Annotated in this window: 17 protein-coding genes; 11 read left to right on the top strand and 6 right to left on the bottom strand. The window is 70.7% G+C overall.

The window, feature by feature from the left end; translation table 11 throughout:
* Positions 1 to 30: 30 nt before the first annotated feature.
* Positions 31 to 381 carry a nucleotide pyrophosphohydrolase gene (locus tag B0I32_RS51595; RefSeq protein ID WP_106252357.1) on the bottom strand — a complete coding sequence of 117 codons (351 nt, stop codon included), beginning with the start codon at positions 379 to 381 and terminating at the stop codon, positions 31 to 33.
* Positions 382 to 422: 41 nt separating this feature from the next.
* Here B0I32_RS51595 and B0I32_RS51590 point away from each other — a divergent pair, with 41 nt between their 5' ends.
* Positions 423 to 863 (top strand): MarR family winged helix-turn-helix transcriptional regulator, encoded by a 441-nt coding sequence (locus B0I32_RS51590; protein WP_245956666.1) that lies wholly within the window; start codon positions 423 to 425, stop codon positions 861 to 863.
* Positions 864 to 909: 46 nt separating this feature from the next.
* Positions 910 to 1,731 (top strand): alpha/beta fold hydrolase, encoded by an 822-nt coding sequence (locus B0I32_RS51585; protein ID WP_106252356.1) that lies wholly within the window; start codon positions 910 to 912, stop codon positions 1,729 to 1,731.
* Here the strand turns inward: B0I32_RS51585 and B0I32_RS51580 are convergent.
* Positions 1,728 to 2,741 carry a LacI family DNA-binding transcriptional regulator gene (locus B0I32_RS51580; RefSeq protein WP_106252354.1) on the bottom strand — a complete coding sequence of 338 codons (1,014 nt, stop codon included), beginning with the start codon at positions 2,739 to 2,741 and terminating at the stop codon, positions 1,728 to 1,730. The two genes, B0I32_RS51585 and B0I32_RS51580, sit on opposite strands and share 4 nt — an antisense overlap.
* Positions 2,742 to 2,885: 144 nt before the next feature.
* Here B0I32_RS51580 and B0I32_RS51575 point away from each other — a divergent pair, with 144 nt between their 5' ends.
* The 7 genes from B0I32_RS51575 to B0I32_RS51545 all read left to right on the top strand — a co-directional run bounded on the left by B0I32_RS51575 (position 2,886) and on the right by B0I32_RS51545 (position 10,394).
* The gene (locus B0I32_RS51575) at positions 2,886 to 4,175 is read left to right on the top strand and encodes an extracellular solute-binding protein (RefSeq protein WP_106252353.1); all 1,290 of its coding nucleotides are present in this window, start codon (positions 2,886 to 2,888) and stop codon (positions 4,173 to 4,175) included.
* Positions 4,172 to 5,131 carry a carbohydrate ABC transporter permease gene (locus tag B0I32_RS51570; RefSeq protein ID WP_106252351.1) on the top strand — a complete coding sequence of 320 codons (960 nt, stop codon included), beginning with the start codon at positions 4,172 to 4,174 and terminating at the stop codon, positions 5,129 to 5,131. Before B0I32_RS51575 ends, B0I32_RS51570 begins: the two co-directional genes overlap by 4 nt.
* Positions 5,128 to 5,976 carry a carbohydrate ABC transporter permease gene (locus B0I32_RS51565; RefSeq protein ID WP_106252349.1) on the top strand — a complete coding sequence of 283 codons (849 nt, stop codon included), beginning with the start codon at positions 5,128 to 5,130 and terminating at the stop codon, positions 5,974 to 5,976. Before B0I32_RS51570 ends, B0I32_RS51565 begins: the two co-directional genes overlap by 4 nt.
* 9 nt (positions 5,977 to 5,985) lie before the next feature.
* Positions 5,986 to 7,353, top strand: coding sequence for a glycoside hydrolase family 5 protein (locus tag B0I32_RS51560; protein ID WP_106252347.1), 1,368 nt, complete (start codon positions 5,986 to 5,988; stop codon positions 7,351 to 7,353).
* 93 nt (positions 7,354 to 7,446) lie between these two features.
* Positions 7,447 to 8,586 (top strand): Fic family protein, encoded by a 1,140-nt coding sequence (locus B0I32_RS51555; RefSeq protein WP_106252345.1) that lies wholly within the window; start codon positions 7,447 to 7,449, stop codon positions 8,584 to 8,586.
* Positions 8,587 to 8,679: 93 nt separating this feature from the next.
* Positions 8,680 to 9,201, top strand: a complete 522-nt coding sequence (locus tag B0I32_RS51550) for a SigE family RNA polymerase sigma factor (RefSeq protein WP_106252343.1) — start codon at positions 8,680 to 8,682, stop codon at positions 9,199 to 9,201.
* Positions 9,198 to 10,394, top strand: a complete 1,197-nt coding sequence (locus B0I32_RS51545; RefSeq protein WP_106252342.1) for a hypothetical protein — start codon at positions 9,198 to 9,200, stop codon at positions 10,392 to 10,394. The genes B0I32_RS51550 and B0I32_RS51545 overlap by 4 nt, the downstream gene beginning before the upstream one ends.
* A 33-nt stretch (positions 10,395 to 10,427) precedes the next feature.
* On the opposite strand, the gene B0I32_RS51540 is transcribed toward B0I32_RS51545, so the two are convergent.
* Both B0I32_RS51540 and B0I32_RS61235 read right to left on the bottom strand, forming a co-directional pair.
* Positions 10,428 to 10,724 (bottom strand): hypothetical protein, encoded by a 297-nt coding sequence (locus B0I32_RS51540; RefSeq protein WP_106252340.1) that lies wholly within the window; start codon positions 10,722 to 10,724, stop codon positions 10,428 to 10,430.
* 175 nt (positions 10,725 to 10,899) lie between these two features.
* Complete coding sequence (locus B0I32_RS61235) at positions 10,900 to 11,670, bottom strand: CGNR zinc finger domain-containing protein (protein WP_219912449.1); 771 nt, start codon at positions 11,668 to 11,670, stop codon at positions 10,900 to 10,902.
* Positions 11,671 to 11,698: 28 nt separating this feature from the next.
* On the opposite strand from B0I32_RS61235, the gene B0I32_RS51530 reads away from it, so the two are divergent.
* Complete coding sequence (locus tag B0I32_RS51530; protein WP_106252338.1) at positions 11,699 to 12,610, top strand: arginase family protein; 912 nt, start codon at positions 11,699 to 11,701, stop codon at positions 12,608 to 12,610.
* Between the two features lie 49 nt (positions 12,611 to 12,659).
* Here B0I32_RS51530 and B0I32_RS51525 read toward each other — a convergent pair whose 3' ends face one another.
* The gene (locus tag B0I32_RS51525; RefSeq protein ID WP_106252336.1) at positions 12,660 to 14,213 is read right to left on the bottom strand and encodes a DUF4434 domain-containing protein; all 1,554 of its coding nucleotides are present in this window, start codon (positions 14,211 to 14,213) and stop codon (positions 12,660 to 12,662) included.
* A 98-nt stretch (positions 14,214 to 14,311) separates the two neighbouring features.
* Between B0I32_RS51525 and B0I32_RS51520 the strand changes: the two genes are divergently transcribed.
* On the top strand, positions 14,312 to 15,118 hold the full coding sequence (locus tag B0I32_RS51520) for an SDR family NAD(P)-dependent oxidoreductase (protein ID WP_106252335.1): 807 nt from the start codon (positions 14,312 to 14,314) through the stop codon (positions 15,116 to 15,118).
* Positions 15,119 to 15,224: 106 nt separating this feature from the next.
* Here B0I32_RS51520 and B0I32_RS51515 read toward each other — a convergent pair whose 3' ends face one another.
* Complete coding sequence (locus B0I32_RS51515; protein WP_106252333.1) at positions 15,225 to 16,364, bottom strand: FAD-dependent oxidoreductase; 1,140 nt, start codon at positions 16,362 to 16,364, stop codon at positions 15,225 to 15,227.
* Positions 16,365 to 16,465 lie beyond the last annotated feature (101 nt).

Raw genomic sequence — 16,465 nt, 5'->3', positions numbered from 1 at the left:
CGGGCGACAGGGCCGACGGGGCCCGGCGGATCAGGAGGGTGGGGCCTTTCTGGCGGATCCGCGGTAGCGCTCGGCGTCGTAGCGGCGGTCGTTGTCCTCCAGTTTGGCCCGCGCCGCCTGCACCAGGTCCACGCCGAGCACGTCCGCCAGCCGTACCAGATAGAGGGTCACGTCGCCCAGCTCGGTGCGCATCCTGGCCAGCGTGTCGGGGTCGGGGTTCGCCGACTCCTCGGCGGTGAGCCACTGGAACTCCGCCACCAGCTCGCCGACCTCGCCCGCCAGCGCCATGGCGAGGTTCTTCGGCGTGTGGAACCCCTCCCACTCCCTGACCCGCGCGAACTCGCGCAGCCGTTCGGCAAGACACTCCAGCTCCGTCGTCACGTCACCCGACCCTACCGACCCCCGCCTGTAGGGTGCTGCGGGTGAATGGGGTCGAGTTGTTCCTGCTGGGCCGGACGCTGATGAAGATCGGCGAGGAGGCGATGCCGACCGAGGGGATCGGCGAGCAGTCCACGAGCGTGCGCACCGTGCTGATCGTCGTGAGCGACCTGCGTGCCCATCCGGACACCACGGTGGGCGCGATCGCCGCCCGTACGGGGCTGCCGCAGAGCGCGGTGTCCGCGGCCATCGCGCGGCTGCGCACGGCGGGCGCGGTGACGGCCGAGACCGATCCGCGGGACCGGCGGCGCACGATCATCCGCGAGACGCCCGAGGTGTCGGAGCGGGTGTCGCGGATCAGGGACACGCCGATCGACGACGCGCTGGCGGCGGCGCTGGGCACGGAGGACCCGCAGCGCGTCCGCAGGACCGTGACGGCGCTGGAGGAACTGGCGGACCAGCTCATCCCGGACCTGCGCGGTTAATCCATCAAATTTGATGCATCAGAAATGATGGATTAGAGTGACGCGCATGAGTACAGACCTCCTGCGCGTGCCGGGCGCCCGCCTCCACTACGAGATCCGCGGCTCGGGGCCGTACCTGCTGATCTCCCAGAGCGGCGAGGGCGACGCGGACCGCAGCGCCGACCTGGTCGACCTGCTCGCCACCGAGCACACCGTGATCACCTACGACCGGCGCGGCCTGAGCCGCAGCACCATCGACGCGGGCCCGGGCGTCACCGTCGAGCAGCACGCCGACGACGTTCACCGGCTGCTCGCGCACCTCACCGACCGGCCCGTCGTCATGCTGGGCCAGAGCCTGGGCGCCTCCATCGGCCTGCACCTGGCCGTCCGCCACCCCGAGCAGCTCAGCCTGCTCATCGCCCACGAGCCCGTCTCGCCCTGGCTGCCGCCCGCGCCCGAGCGGGCCGGGCACCGCGCCGAGCTGGCCGAGCTGCGCGAGCTCTACCTGCGGGCCGGGCTGCCCGCCGCGCTCAAGGAGGTGGCGCGCGTGCTCGGCATCACCGGCGGCGACACCGAGCCGGGGCTGACCCCGCAGCCCATGACACCCCTGCGCCGGGCGAACTTCGACTTCTTCCTCCGGTACGACTTCCGCGCCGTCATCGAGGACGAGCTCGACCTCACCGGCTGCCGCACCCGCATCGTCCCCGCGACCGGGGTCGCCACGCCGCGCACCGTCTTCGACCACCGGTGCGCGGTCGAGCTGGCCAGCCGGCTCGGCACCGTGCCGGTGGAGTTCCCCGGCGGCCACAACGGCAACACCAGCCATCCCCGCGCGTACGCCGCCCGCCTGCGCGAGCTGCTGCGGCCTGAGGCCGGGCAGGACTGCTAGAGCTCGTGGCGGGCCGTGCTGTCCCTGACGATCAGCTCAGTGGCCAGTTCGACCCGTTTCGTCTCCGGTACGTCCCCGTGCCCCATCGCCAGCACCGTCCGCGTGGCCAGGGCCGCCATCTCCTGCAGCGGCTGGCGTACGGTCGTCAGCGGCGGCCAGGCCGACTTGGCCAGCGGCAGGTCGTCGAAGCCCACCACGCTCAGGTCCTCGGGAACGCGCAGCCCGCGCTGGCGGGCCGCCTCGAAGACGCCGAAGGCCATCAGGTCGCTGCCGGCGAAGATGGCGGTGGGCGGCTCCGGCAGCGAGAGCAGGGCGTGACCCTGGTCGTGGCCGGAGTCGACGAGGAACGTGCCACGTTTGATCAGGTCGGGGATGACCGGAAGTCCGGCCGTCTCCAGAGCCGCGCGATAGCCGTCGATCCGCGCCTGGCTGCACAGCATGTCGGCCGGGCCGCTGATCATGCCGATGCGCCGGTGACCGAGCTCCAGGAGGTGGCGGGTGGCGGCGAGGCCGCCGTTCCAGTTGGTCGCCCCGACCGACACGACGCCGGGCGCGGGCTCGCCTTCGGGATCCACCACGGCGAACGGCAGTGAGCGGGCGCTGAGCTGGGCCTGGATGCCGGTCGAGAGGCGCGAGGCGACGATCACCACGCCGTCGGTCCTCCGCGCCGCCAGGCGTTCCAGCCAGTCGCGGCCGGGGCCGGCGTGCGTGTGCAGGACGGAGACGACGACGCTGGCGCCGGCCTCGTGGGCCGCGCTCTCCGCGCCGCGGACGATCTCCATGGCCCAGGGCGACTCGATCTCGGCGAACACCAGGTCCACCAGGCCCGCCGGGGTGTCGTCCTGGCTGATCCGGCGCTGGTAGCCGTGCTCCTGGAGCAGCCGTTCGACCCGGTGGCGGGTCGCCGGGGCGACCTCCGGGCGCCCGTTGATGACCTTGGAGACCGTCGGGATGGAGACTCCGGCCTCCTCCGCGATCAGTGCGATCGTCACCCGCCTCTTCGCTGACACAAATCGGGAGTGTATCCGAAAGTTTCGGTTTGGGATCGCTCCCAGCCGAGGTGTTGACGCTTAACACAGCGTTTACTTACGATCGCGGCATCGAAATTATCGGGGGGTTCACGAAACTTTCGCCCAGCTGAGGAAGGGACCCCTATGAAACGCAGTCTGGTGTTAGCCGCCGCCGTCATCCTCCTGACCGGCTGTAGTGGTGGTGGCGGAGGCGGTGAGGCCGCTCCGCAGCAGAGCTCGGGCGGCGCGCCCGCGAAGGTGACGCTGGAGTGGTGGCACCTGTCGACCGCCGAGCCGCTCAAGTCGCTCTGGGCCCAGCGGGCCAAGGAGTTCGAGGCCAAGAACCCGCACGTCACGATCAAGGCGACGGTGCTGGAGAACGAGGCGTACAAGGCCAAGCTCACCACCATCACGCAGTCGGGCAAGGCCCCCGACGTCTTCGCCAGCTGGGGCGGCGGTGTGCTCAAGCAGCAGATCGACGCCGGGCTGGTCAAGGACATCTCCGCCGACGTCGCCGACGTGCTGCCGAACTTCACGCCCGCGGCGCTGAGCGCGTACCAGCTCGACGGCAAGACCTACGGCCTGCCGACCGACATCGGCATGGTGGGCTTCTGGTACAACAAGAAGCTTTTCGAGAAGGCGGGCATCACCGAGGCCCCGGCCACCTGGTCGGCGTTCCTCGAGGACGTCAAGAAGCTGAAGGCCGCGGGCGTCACCCCGATCGCGCTGGCCGGCAAGGAGAAGTGGCCCGGCCACTACTACTGGGCCTACCTCGCGATGCGCATCGCCGGCCTGGACGCGCTCAAGCAGGCGGCCTCCGACCACGACTTCACCAAGCCCGACTTCGTGGCCGCGGGACAGCAGGTCAAGGCGCTGGCCGACCTGCAGCCGTTCCAGAAGGGATTCCTCGGCGCGGCCTACTCCACCCCCGACGGCCAGTCCGCGACCGTGAGCAACGGCAAGGCGGCCATGGAGCTGATGGGCCAGTGGGCGCCCAGCGTGCAGGCCGACTCGGGCAAGGGCCTCGGCGACGACCTCGGCTTCTTCGCCTTCCCCTCCGTCGAGGGCGGCAAGGGCTCGGCCGGTGACGCCTTCGGCGGCGGCGGCGGGCTGACCGTGGGCACGGACGCGCCCAAGGAGGCCGTCGACTTCGTCAAGTTCATGACCGAGATGGGCAACCACAGCAAGGCCGTCGAAGCGGGCGGCGTGCTGCCGGTGCTCAAGGGCGAGGAGAGCGCGGTCAAGGACCCCAACCTCAAGCAGGTGGCGACCATGCTGGCCAGCGCCAGCGGCTACCAGCTCTACCTCGACCAGGCCTACCCGCCGGCCGTCGGCCAGCAGGTCAACGACAGCGTGGCCGAGCTGATCGCCGGTACGAAGACACCGGAAGAGGTCGGCGCGGACATCTCAGAAGTCGCGAAGAGCGAAGGATGACGACTCTCACGAGAGGGCCGGAAGCGGTCAAGCTTCCGGCCCCCGCCCCCGCCGCCAGGCGCCGGGGGCGCTGGGTGAGCATCGTCCTGTTCCTGCTGCCCGCTCTGGTGCTGTTCCTCATGCTCGTCGTGGCCCCCATGCTGGTGGCCATCTATTCGAGCGTGTTCAAGTGGAACGGCTTCGGCGGCCTGCCGACCGACTTCATCGGCCTGGACAACTTCACCCGGCTGTTCACCAGCGAGATCTTCGCCCAGGACCTGTGGCACCTGGCGGTCCTGGTACTGCTGTCGATCTTCGTGCAGCTGCCGTTCTCGCTGGCCATCGCGATGCTGCTGAACCAGCGCATCCGCGGGCGGGCGCTCTACCGGGTGCTGTTCTTCGCGCCGTACGTGCTGTCCGAGGTCATCACCGGCGTGCTGTTCTCGCTGATCCTCTCGCCCGGCTCAGGCATGGCGAACCAGCTGCTGTCGGTGTTCGGCTGGGAGTCGGAGTGGCTGGCCGACCCGAACACCGTGATGCCGTCGCTGTTCCTGGTCATGACCTGGAAGTACTTCGGCTTCCACATGATGATCTATCTGGCCGGCCGGCAGAACATCCCGAACGAGCTGATCGAGGCCGCCCAGATCGACGGGGCCACGGGATGGAAGACGTTCCGGCACGTCACGCTGCCACTGCTCGGCCCGACGATCCGGATCAGCGTCTTCCTGTCCGTCATCTACACGATCCAGCTGTTCGACCTGGTCTGGATCCTCACCGGCGGCGGGCCCTCGCACTCCTCGGAGACGATGGCCGTCACGATGATGGACTGGGGGTTCAAGCGCTCCCAGGTCGGTTACGCCAGCGCGATCAGCGTGGTGATGTTCGGCCTCAGCCTCGTCTTCGCCCTGCTCTACCAGCGCTTCGTCATGCGCCGCGACCTTGAGGGCGCCACCACCAGTGCGGGAGGCCGGCCATGAGCCGCCAGCGGACGAAACCGGCCACCCCCCGGCGCAACACGCTGCCTCTGCACGTGATCGCGAGCGTGGTGGGCCTGTTCATGGTCATCCCGGTCGTCTACGCGCTGCTCGGCGGCTTCAAGGACAACAGCGAGCTGTCCGGCAACCCGTTCGGCCTGCCCGAGTCCTGGATCACGGCCAACTACACCGACGTGCTCGGTTCGGGCTCGTTCTGGCTTCAGGTCTGGAACAGCACGTTCATCGCGGTCATCACGACCGTGCTGACGGTCGCGCTGGCGGCGCTGGCCGGGTTCGTCTTCGCCCGGTTCGCCTTCCGCGGCAGGGAGCTGTTCTTCACCCTGTTCACCGCGGGGCTGATGTTCCCGTTCGCGGTGGCGATCCTGCCGATCTTCGTGCTGCTGCGCACGTTCGGGCTGCTGGACAACCCGCTGGGCGTGATCCTCACCCAGGCCGCCTTCGGGCTGCCGCTGACGATCATCATCCTGCGCGGCTTCTTCCGCAGCATCCCGGGCGAGATCGAGGAGGCGGCCACGATCGACGGGTGCACGCCGTTCGGGTTCTTCTGGCGGATCCTGCTGCCGATGGCCCGGCCCGCCATCGCCACCGTCTCCGTGCTGGCCGTGGTCGGCAGCTGGAACAACTTCATGCTGCCACTGGTCGTGTTCAGCGAGGAGAGCAGCTGGACGCTGCCGCTGGGCATCCAGCAGTTCCAGGGCCAGTACGCCTCCGACACCGCCCGCATCCTGGCCTATCTCATCCTGGCCATGGTGCCCGCGCTCGGGTTCTACGCCATAGCGGAACGTCATCTGGTCGGTGGGCTCACCGCCGGTGCCACGAAGGGGTGATCAGTCTTCATGCTGCACGTGTCCGGAACCCATCTCGTCCGGGACGACGACACACCGGTACGCCTGCGGGGGGTGGGTCTCGGGGGCTGGATGAACATGGAGAACTTCATCACCGGCTATCCGGCGAACGAGTCCTCCATGCGGCACGCCGTGCGCTCCGTCCTCGGGGACGACCGGGCGGAGCTGTTCTTCGACCGGCTGCTGACCTCGTTCTTCACCGAACGGGACGCCGCTCTGCTGGCCGGGCTGGGCGTCAACTGTGTGCGCATCCCGGTCAACTACCGCCACTGGGAGTCCGACGACCGCCCGATGGAGATCGACGGGCGCGGCTTCCGTCACCTCGACCGGGTGATCGGGCTGCTGGGCGAGCACGGCGTCTACAGCGTGATCGACCTGCACGCGCTGCCCGGCTCCCAGAACCAGCACTGGCACTCCGACAACCCGACCCACGTGGCCGCCTTCTGGCAGCACCGGCACTTCCAGGACCGGGCGGTGCACCTGTGGGAGGTCATCGCGGACCACTATCGCGACCATCCGTGGGTGGCGGGATACAACCCGGTCAACGAGCCGGGTGACCTGACCGGCAAGGTGATCGGGCCGTTCTACGACCGCTTGGTGAAGGCGATCAGAGCCGCCGATCCGGGCCACATCCTGTTCCTGGACGGCAACACCTACTCCACCGATTTCTCGATTTTTCGGGAGGTATATGAGAACACGGTTTTTGTCCTCCATGACTACGCGCTGGCCGGGTTCGCCCACGGGGGCCCGTACCCGGGATACACGCGCGGCGAGTGGTGCGACAAGAACGAACTGGAGCGTACGTTCGCCAAACGCTCCCGCTTCCAGCGCGAGACCGGCACACCGCTGTGGGTGGGCGAGTTCGGCCCCGTCTACACCGGCGACCCGGCCGTGGACGCCCAGCGCTACCAGATCCTGCGCGACCAGCTCGACATCTACGACGGGCACGGGGCGGGCTGGTCGCTCTGGACGTACAAGGACGTGGGACTGCAGGGCCTGGTGCACGCCGCGGGAGCGTACCTGGACCGGTTCGGCCCCTTCATCGCCAAGAAGCGACGGCTCGGCGTGGACCGGTGGGGCTCGACCATGGAGGAGTCGGCGGACGAACTGGCCCCGCTGCACACCCTGATCGAGACGGAGTCCCCCCGCTGGGACCCGTACCCGTGGGGCGCCCGCTACCAGTCCGACGACCTGATCAGGCACATCCTCCTGGCCCAGGCGCTGCTGCCGGAGTACGCGGAGCTGTTCCGCGACCTCGGGGACGACGACCTGCTCGCCCTGGCCGACTCGTTCCTCCTGGAACGCTGCGTCCGCCGCGAACCCTTGCTCGACCTCCTGTCCACCAACCTCCAGCAGTAACTCGAACCACCCCGCGCGTCGCCCGCTTCGCCTGCCGCTTATCGGCGAAGCGGGCAGCGCGCATAGATGACACTATCTTGGTATCATCGAGTTATGCTCTACGGAACACCGAAGCTGACCGCCGCCGATCTCCATGTTCTCGAGGACATCGAAGAGATGCGGCACGACCTGCGCATACACCTCCGTCCGGAGGAGCAATGGACCAAACAGCTGCGGCGCAGCCTCACCGCCAGGGCCATCGTCGGCTCGAACACCATCGAGGGATATGCGGCCTCGGTCGACGACATGGAGGCGCTGATGGCCGGGGAGGCGCCGCTGGAGACCAGCGACGTGACACGGCGGGAGCTGGAGAACTACCAACGGGCGATGACCTACATCCAGGCGCTCTACGATGCCGGTGCCGAGTTCCGCTACGACCTCGGGCTGCTGAACGGTCTGCACTTCATGATGCAGGAGCCGCACAGGAGAAAACGGCCGGGCCGTCTCCGGCAGGGGCCGGTCTACATCACGAGCGTTGACGATCCGACCGTCGCCGCCTACACGGGGCCCGACCCCAGCGTGGTGGCCGGGCTCATGGACGAGCTCATCCGGTGGCTCAACGAAGGCGATCTGGACGCGCCGGTCCATGTCCGGGCCTCGATGGCGCACCTGAATCTCGTCATGATCCACCCCTGGGCCGACGGGAACGGACGTATGTCCAGGGCGCTGTCCACGCTGGTGTTCGCCAGGGAGGCGCTGCTGCCGCCGGAGTTCTCCTCCATCGAGGAGTGGCTGGGACGGGGGCAGAACACGTACTCCTACTACCAGATTCTGCAGGAGGTGGGCGGCCGGGGGTGGAGCCCGCACCGGTCGGCGCACGGGTGGATCAGGTTCTGCCTGCGCGCTCACCATCTGATGGCCCAGCAGGCCAGGCGCAGGGTCGATCTGCTGAGCCGGGCCTGGTCCGCCCTGTCGGAGGCGGCCGTGACCGACGGGCTGGACGAGCGGGCCGTCTTCGCCCTCCTTCCCGCCTTCTGGGCCTCGCGCGTACGGCGGACCGTGTACCAGCAGGACGCCGACCTCAGCCCGCAACAGGCCGTGCGGGACATCCGCGAGATGTGCCGGCTCGGCTGGCTGACACCGGAGGGGCAGGCGCGAGGCCGCTACTACGTCGCGGGGCCCGCCATGCGACCCGTCATGGAGGCGGTCAGGCAGTCGTCGCAACCCTACGACGATCCCTACCGCCGCAGGTGACGCCGGCCAGGACGGGATAACGCCTTTCGGTTTCGGCTGGGACCAAACCTTTCGGCTTCTCGGGGGCGTCCATAACGGGCGAGAGGAGTCGTCTTGGATCGCAATGACAGCTTCCGTGAGTTCGTCGCCGGCCATCAGCAAGCCCTGATGCGTACCGCGTACCTGCTCACGGGGGACGCCCACCAGGCCGAGGATCTGCTGCAGCACGTCCTGCTCAAGGTGCTCGGGCGCTGGGCGAGGCTCTCGCGCGTCGAGCATCCTGAGGCGTACGCGCGTAAGGCGCTGGTCAACCAGCACATCTCGTGGCGGCGGCGCCGGGTCAGGACGGAGCTCCCGACCGCCGACCCGCCGGAACGGCCGTACTCGAGCGAGGACTCGACCGTCGTCCGGCTCGTCATGCGCCAGGCGCTCATGCGGCTGCCACCCCGGCAGCGGGCGGTGATCGTGCTGCGGTACTACGAGGACCGGACCGAACGTGAGACCGCGGAGCTCATGAACTGTTCGGTCGGGACGGTGAAGAGCCAGGCGCACCAGGCCCTGGCCCGCCTGCGCACCCTGGCGCCCGAGCTCGCGCCGAAGCTCGCCGGGCTGGAGACCGAGGAGGCATTCCGATGACCTGGCTGCGGGACGTACTCGTCGATCTGGCCGACGACACGCCACAGGTGGACCTGGCCGAGCGGACGATCGCCCAGCGCGACCGCAGGAGGCGCACCACGATCTCGCTGCTCGCGGCGGCCATGGTCGTGGTCACCGCGCTGGGCGCGACCCTCGCCGTACGGCTGACGCCGCACGCCCCCGAACCCGCCACCTCCAAGGACGACCTGCCCGCGAGCGGGGTGGAACCGTTGAGCCACGCGTACAAGACCTTCTGTGAGCCGGCCGTCGGGAAGGCGCCGAAGGGCTGCCGGGACGGTGGCTGGCGGGTGGTCACCAGGAGCGGCAAGGCTTACTACGTGCGGGAGGCGCTGCCGAGCCTCGCGCCCGGCCGGACCGGTCTGCGGAACAGCCCGCTGGCGATCAGCCGGGACGGGAGCAAGATCGCTTACTACAGCCGGAAGGAACGCACCTTCCAGGTGCGGGACCTGGCCTCGGGCGCGAAGACGACCGCTCCGGTGGAGGTGCCGGTGAAGTGGCTGGGCAGCATCTCGTGGCTGATGTTGTCGGACGACGGCCGGTTCGTGGCCTTCAGCAAGGTCCCGGACTTCAAGGACCCCGCGCTGCTCATCGACATGCGCGACCGGGTCGTCCGCCGACTGCCGAACCGCTGGGTGCCCATCGGCCTGTCGCCGGACGGCGCCACGATCACGCTCGGGGAGTACTCGCCCAGCTCGCAGCTGCGCACGATCTCGAACCTGTGGCCGGCCACCTCGCCAGGCAACTCGACGTCGGTCATCCTGCCGAGGCGGTACGACTTCAGCCCGCTGGCTCCCGACGGGAAGACCGTGGCGGCGATCGAGAACCTCAGCACCGGGGAGAGGCCCTGCCGCCGTGGCGGTCTCGTGCTCCTCGACACGCTCACCGGCAAGAAGCGCAAGAGCACGGCCATCAGCGGTCTGGCCTCCGACGTCAGCCAGGTCTATCTGCGCACGTGGTTGAGCGCGGACGAGGTGACGGTGCTCACGACGTCCGTCCGGTGCAGGTCGGCTTCGGAGGTGCCGGACGACGAACCGGCGGTGATCGACGCACCGTACCTGACGATGAACACCTACGCGGTGAACGTCAGGAGCGGCAAGGCCAGGTGGCTGGCCGCCTACACCGCCCAGAGCGTCTTCGAGCTGGCCCTTCCCGGGCCTCCCGGGGCGATGTGACCGTCGGCCCGGCGCCGGGTGAGGTTGCCGTCATCAGCCGGCCATCACGCGGTGCGGGCCCGGCACATCCTTGGGCTGCCGGATCACGCGGTACCAGCCCTTCGGCAGCGAGATCGCCGCGTGCTCCTCGTGCACGAGCCGGCCGCCGACCGGCAGGTGCAGGAACCCGCGGGACAGCGTGCCGGGGCCGGGGATGGCATGGGCGTGGCCTGTCCCCTCGCCGTAGGACAGCACCAGCCGCCCGCGAGCGTCCCTGGGCTGGGAGAGCGACACGACGGGCGCGGTCTCCTCGGGGATGGGCATGAGCAGGATGTCGCCCTGGCGGTACATCGACCAACTACTCCTTCGGATCGAGTGATGATCGAAAGTTAGCGGCCCGCACCGACAATTCCCGCCCGGCGGCGTGATCGGGAGTGCGGGAGTCACACGGTCAGTGGTGACGGGTCCGGGAAGCGGCGGCGTGGGCGGTCAGGGGACGGGTGCGCGCAGGGGCGGCGCTGCCCGGTCAGCGGTGGCGGGCCCGGGAGGCGGCGGCGTGGGCGCGGTTGGCGCAGCGGGTCGAGCAGAACTGGCGCCGGCCCGGGCGGCTTCTGTCGACGAAGGCGTCCTGGCAGGGGCTCGCCGCGCACAGCCGCAGCCGGTCCCAGTCGCCCGCCGCGGCGAGGTCCAGCAGTTCCGTCACCGCCCGCACCGTCAACCGCTGACCGAGGGTGGCGGCCGGGGGGCCGGCGAGCCGCAGGACCGGCGTGCCGGCCGACTCCGCCACGACCGCGCGCATCGGCGCCTCCTCCACCCATCGCGCCAGGGCGCGCGCCCGCTGCGCCGGATCGCCGTCCAGGACCTCCCGCAACCGCGACCGCACGGCCCGCACCTCGTCCAGATCCGCCGGGCTCACCGGACCAGCACCGGGAACGGACTCCCTCGCCGTGCCCACCGGACCGGCCCCGGGATCGGGCTCCCTCGCCGTGCCCACCGACTCGGCATCGGGCTCGGAGTCGCCCAGCACGTCCGCAGGAACGGCGCGCGGCTCGGAGTCGCCCGGCACACCCACGAGGTCGGCATCCGGATCAGAGACGCCCGGCACGTCCGCAGGATCGGCGTCGGGATCCGAGTCGCCTGGTAGGGCAACGGGGTCGGAGAGCGCCGGCACGCCTAGTTCCATGCAGAAGCGGTGTAGGGAGGAAACGTCCGGTAGGCGTTCCGGGTCGTCCAGGTATTCGTCCCATGTGTTGGCCAGGTCGATCGTCACGAGGCCGGTCTCGGCGTACTGGCGCATTCGCTCTCCTCTTGCTAGCGTCAGGACTATGAACACTATAACCACTGACAGACGTCTGGTCGTCCTCGATGCCCCGTCCAACCTCGGTCTGCGCCCGCCGGCCCCCGACGTCGTCCCCGGGTGCTACAAGGCCCCGTGGGCGCTGCGGGACGCCGGGCTCGTGCGCCGGCTCGGCGCGGACGACGCGGGCGCGCTCGTCCCGCCCCGCTACGTGGCCACATGGAAGCCGGGCGACGGCGTGCGCAACGGGCCCGCCATCGCCGCCTACGCCCGCGCCCTGGCCGACCGGGTGAGCGGCATCAGGCGGGACGGCGGGTTCCCCGTTCTGCTCGGCGGCGACTGCTCGATCCTGCTCGGCCCCGCGCTGGCGCTGCGTGAAGCCGGCCGGTACGGGCTGGCGTACCTGGACGCGCACGCCGACTTCCGCCACCTGGGCAACTCCCCGCACGTCGGCTCGGCGGCCGGTGAGGATCTGGCGCTGGTCACCGGCCGGGGCGAGGACTACCTGACCGACATCGGCGGGCTGCGGCCGTACGTCAGGGACGAGGACGTGATCGTGCTGGGCGTACGGGACGAGGAGGACCTGCGGGACATCGCGGACAGCGGGCTGGCCTACGTCCCCGGAAGCCCCGGAAGCCCCGGCGGCGACCTGGCGATCGAGCGCGCCACGCAGGTGCTCGGCCGTGACGAGCTCGACGGGTTCTGGATCCACGTGGACGCGGACGTGCTCGACCCGTCCATCCTGCCCGCCGTCGACTCCCCCACCCCGGGCGGACTCGACGCCGCCCAGCTCACCGAGCTGCTGCGCGGGCTGCTGGCGCTGCCCGGAGCCGCCGGGCTGGAGGTGACGATCCTGGACCCCGACCTGGACGAGGACGGCAGTCAGGCCGCACTGCTGGCCGACATCCTGGTCGCCGCACTGACCGGAACCGGAAAGTGAAGCAGCACGTGCCGGTTCGCGACCAAGGCGGGCACGTACGGGTTCGTGACTAAGGCAGCACGTATGGGTTCGTGCTGGAGTGGCCGGCCGCGTTGGTGGCCGTGACCGGGGTCCAGGGGGCCGCGGGCGTGTAGGGGGCCCAGGCCGATTCGAGCCGGCCCCGTCCGTACCACTCCTGCCGCACCGCCACCCCCGCGAAGCTCAGCGTCCCCCCGCGCAGGTTGTGGCCCTCGACGAGGACCCCGGGCCGCCCGCCGAGCTCCTTCCGGTACGCGTTCACTATGATCGGCTGCTGCCACCCGGCCGCGATGTCGTCGGCCAGCGACGGCGTGTCGTAGCGGGACTGGCAGGTGAAGAACGGGTCCCACCCGTACGAGATGACCTTCGCGGCCTGCGGCCCCGCCGCCATGACCTGGAGGTCGAGCCGGCTCTTCGTGGTCCGCCCGCGCGGCGGCAGCGGGTCGAGCCGCCCGCACTCCCCGGGGGCGGGCGTGGGTTCGAAGCCCTCCACGTTCACCCAGAGCTCCACCCCGTCCGGCACCCGCCGCGCCGCCGCCTCGACGTAGTCGCCGGTGGAGCCGTGGTACGCCTCCGCGTTGCTCACCTCGCCCACGACCGGCACCAGCCGGGGCGCGACCTCGGCCCCGGCCTCATGCGGCGCGTACACCGGCACCTTGCCGGTGCCTCGCCCGTCCTGCACGGCGACCGCCATGGGCAGGCCGGCGCGGGTCGCCGCGATGTCCGCCAGCCCCTCCCCCGCCTGCGCGGGCGGGAAGCCGCGCCCCTTTCGCGCGTCGATGTACGGGCTGACCACCAGCTTCTTCCCCGGCAACGCGGCGGCGACCACCTTGTGCTGGGCCGCGTACAGCTCGATGATCGGATCGCGGCCGGACCGCGACCGCATGGCCAGCTCGAACGACTGGTACATCCCGCCGAAGGCGCTCAGCCCGCCGAACCGCCGCCCGTAGTCGGCCAGCACCCGCGCGGTGAAGGCGTTGAGCGCGGCGAGGTGGCCGAGGTCGGGCTCCCACGGCTTGGCCGCCCGCTGCGGCGCGGCGGGCAGGCCGGGGAAGACCGTCATCCCGTACGCGCTAGCCTCGCGCATCAGGTGGCCGAGCCCGTCGCCGTCGGTGGAGATCAGGACGAGGTCGTGCTCGGCGTCGGAGCAGGACCCGGCCAGCGAGAGCCGGTAGACGACCCGGTCGCCGGTCTCGAACCGCCGGTCGATCCCGGGGCAGCGGAGCAGGCCAGGCCCGAACTCCTCGCTGCTCGCGTACGAGTAGACCTGGCGGATCCGCTTGCCTGGCACCTCGGCGCACGGCCGGCCGTCGAGGAGACAGCCGTCGAAGCCGGGGTCCTGACCGGCGGTTAACCGGGGGCCGAAGGTGATCAGCGTGTCGCCGCCGATGGCGTGGACGGCCTCGACCATGCGCCGCGTGACGCACAGGTCGGCGCGCGGCATCACCCAGTAGCCGGTCACCGCGTAGGGGGCCGTGACGCGGGTGTCGCGGGCCGGGCACTCCTCCTCCGGCTCGACGTCTCGGGGGATGACCATGCCCGCCACGAAGGCGACCGCCACGACGAGCCACAGGATCCGCTGCACCCACGCCCCTTCCACGCCCCACCCAGCCTACGCATCGCACCCCCGGTGCGGGCCGCCCCGAGGTGATCGCGGACAATGACGGGAGGGGGTGGGACAGCATGCGTATCGACCTCAGCGGAAAGACCGCGCTGGTCACCGGCTCGACCCAGGGCATCGGGGCGGCCATCGCCACGGGGCTGGCCAGGGCCGGAGCCCGGGTGGGGATCAACGGCCGCAGCGAGCGGTCGGTGACGGCGGCGATCGAGCGGATCACCGGCGATCTAAAGGGCGAGGGGCCGGGCGCCGACCTGGTCGCCGCTCCCGGCGACGTCTCCTCTGACGAAGGCTGCGAGCAGGTGCTGGGCACGCTGCCGCAGGTGGACATCCTGGTCAACAACCTGGGCATCTTCGAGGCCAAGCCGCCGCTGGAGATCAGCGACGCCGAGTGGCGCCGCTTCTTCGAGGTCAACGTGCTGGCCGCGGTCCGCCTGACCCGCGCGTACCTGCCGGCGATGCGCGAGCGCGGCTGGGGCCGGATCCAATACATCGCCAGCGACTCGGCGATCGTCACGCCCGCCGAGATGATCCACTACGGCATGTCGAAGACGGCGCTGCTGGCGGTCTCCAGAGGCTTCGCCAAGGAGGCGGCGGGCAGCGGGGTCACGGTCAACTCGGTGATCGCGGGGCCGACGCACACGGGCGGCGTGGAGGAGTTCGTCTACCAGCTCGTGGACGAGCAGTTGCCCTGGGAGGAGGCGCAGCGGGAGTTCATGCGGCTGCATCGGCCGCAGTCGCTGATCCAGCGGCTGATCGAGCCCGAGGAGATCGCGAACATGGTGGTCTACCTCAGCTCGGCGCTCGCCTCCGCGACGACGGGCGGCGCGGTGCGGGTGGACGGCGGTTACGTGGACGCGATCCTGCCGTAGGTCGCGCTCCCCAGCGAAGGCGACCGGGCTCCCCGGGAAGGAATGCTCCGGCGTCTGAGCTCCCTCGGAGCGATTGCGTCTGGGGATGTGACGTCGGGTCGGGCGGTCAGCGGCGGTCGAGGCCGGACAGCTGCCAGGCCAGGCGCCGGCGTACGACGGGGAGGCGGCCGGCGAGCCGCAGCACCGCGTTGCGCAGCGGGCGCAGGGCGGCGTTCGCGGTGGCCAGCGAGGTCAGCCGGCTCGCCAGCCCGACGACCTTCTCCGCCACCGGCCGGCGCGCGCCCGCGTAGGCGTCGAGCAGGGAGCCGGGGCCGCCCGCCAGCACCCCGGCCAGCGCCTCGCCCAGCTTCACCGCGTCCTCGACGCCGAGGTTCATGCCCTGCCCGCCGGCCGGCGAGTGCACGTGCGCCGCGTCCCCGGCGAGCAGGACCCGGCCGTGCCGGTAGGTGTCGGCGATCCGGTGGTGCACCCGGAAGCGGGAGCCCCAGAGGACCTCCTTCACCACGGCGGGCTCGGCCTCGGGCCCGCGCGTGTCGAGCAGGCGCTGTACGAACGCCGCGTCGGGCTCGCGCGGGGCTTCCTCGATGGTGGCCACGATCCGGTGCAGCCCGTCGGGCAGCGGGGCGACGACCACCAGGCCGTCGGGCGAGAAGTACAGGATGACCTCGCCGTCCGGCACCCCGCCGCTCAGCCGCACGTCGGCCAGGGTGAACGACTCGGCGTACGTGCCGCCGCCGAAGCCGATGCCGGACTGCTCGCGCACGAGGCTGTGCATCCCGTCGGCCCCCACCAGGTAGGAGGCGCGCAGGGTGCGGCCGTCGCCGAAGGTGGCGGTGACGCCGGAGTCGTCCTGCTCGATCGCGGTCACCTGGACCGGCCGCAGCACCTTCCCGCCCAGCTCCTCCAGCCGGGCCAGCAGGAACGCCTCGGTGTCCGCCTGGGAGATCATCAGCGTGTACGGGTACCGCGTCGGCAGCCCCTCGAAGGGCACCGGCACCAGCAGCCGGTCGCGGTCGCGGATGGTGAAGCGCGGCGTGTGCACCCCGCGCGCGTCCAGGGCCTGGCTGACCCCGTACGGCTCCAGCAGCTCCAGCGTGCGCGGGTGCACGACGGCGGCCCTGGAGGTGTTCGCGCCCTCGGCCTGCCCGTCCACGATGACGACGTCGTGGCCGAGCTGGGTGAGGACGACGGCGGCGGTGAGCCCCACAGGGCCGGCGCCGACGACGAGCACGTCTGTGGCGATCATGGTTCCTCCTCGGATAGGCCAACATCTGTTGGCCAACACATGTTGACGGTAATCGGGGCACCCTGAGATGTCAACGCTTGTTGGCCAACGAGCGCTGACCA

This window comes from Nonomuraea fuscirosea (assembly GCF_003001935.1).
In the GTDB taxonomy this organism is placed as follows: Bacteria; Actinomycetota; Actinomycetes; order Streptosporangiales; family Streptosporangiaceae; genus Nonomuraea; species Nonomuraea fuscirosea.
Note: the sequence above shows the minus strand (reverse complement) of the source record. Positions and strands in the feature narration are given on the sequence as shown.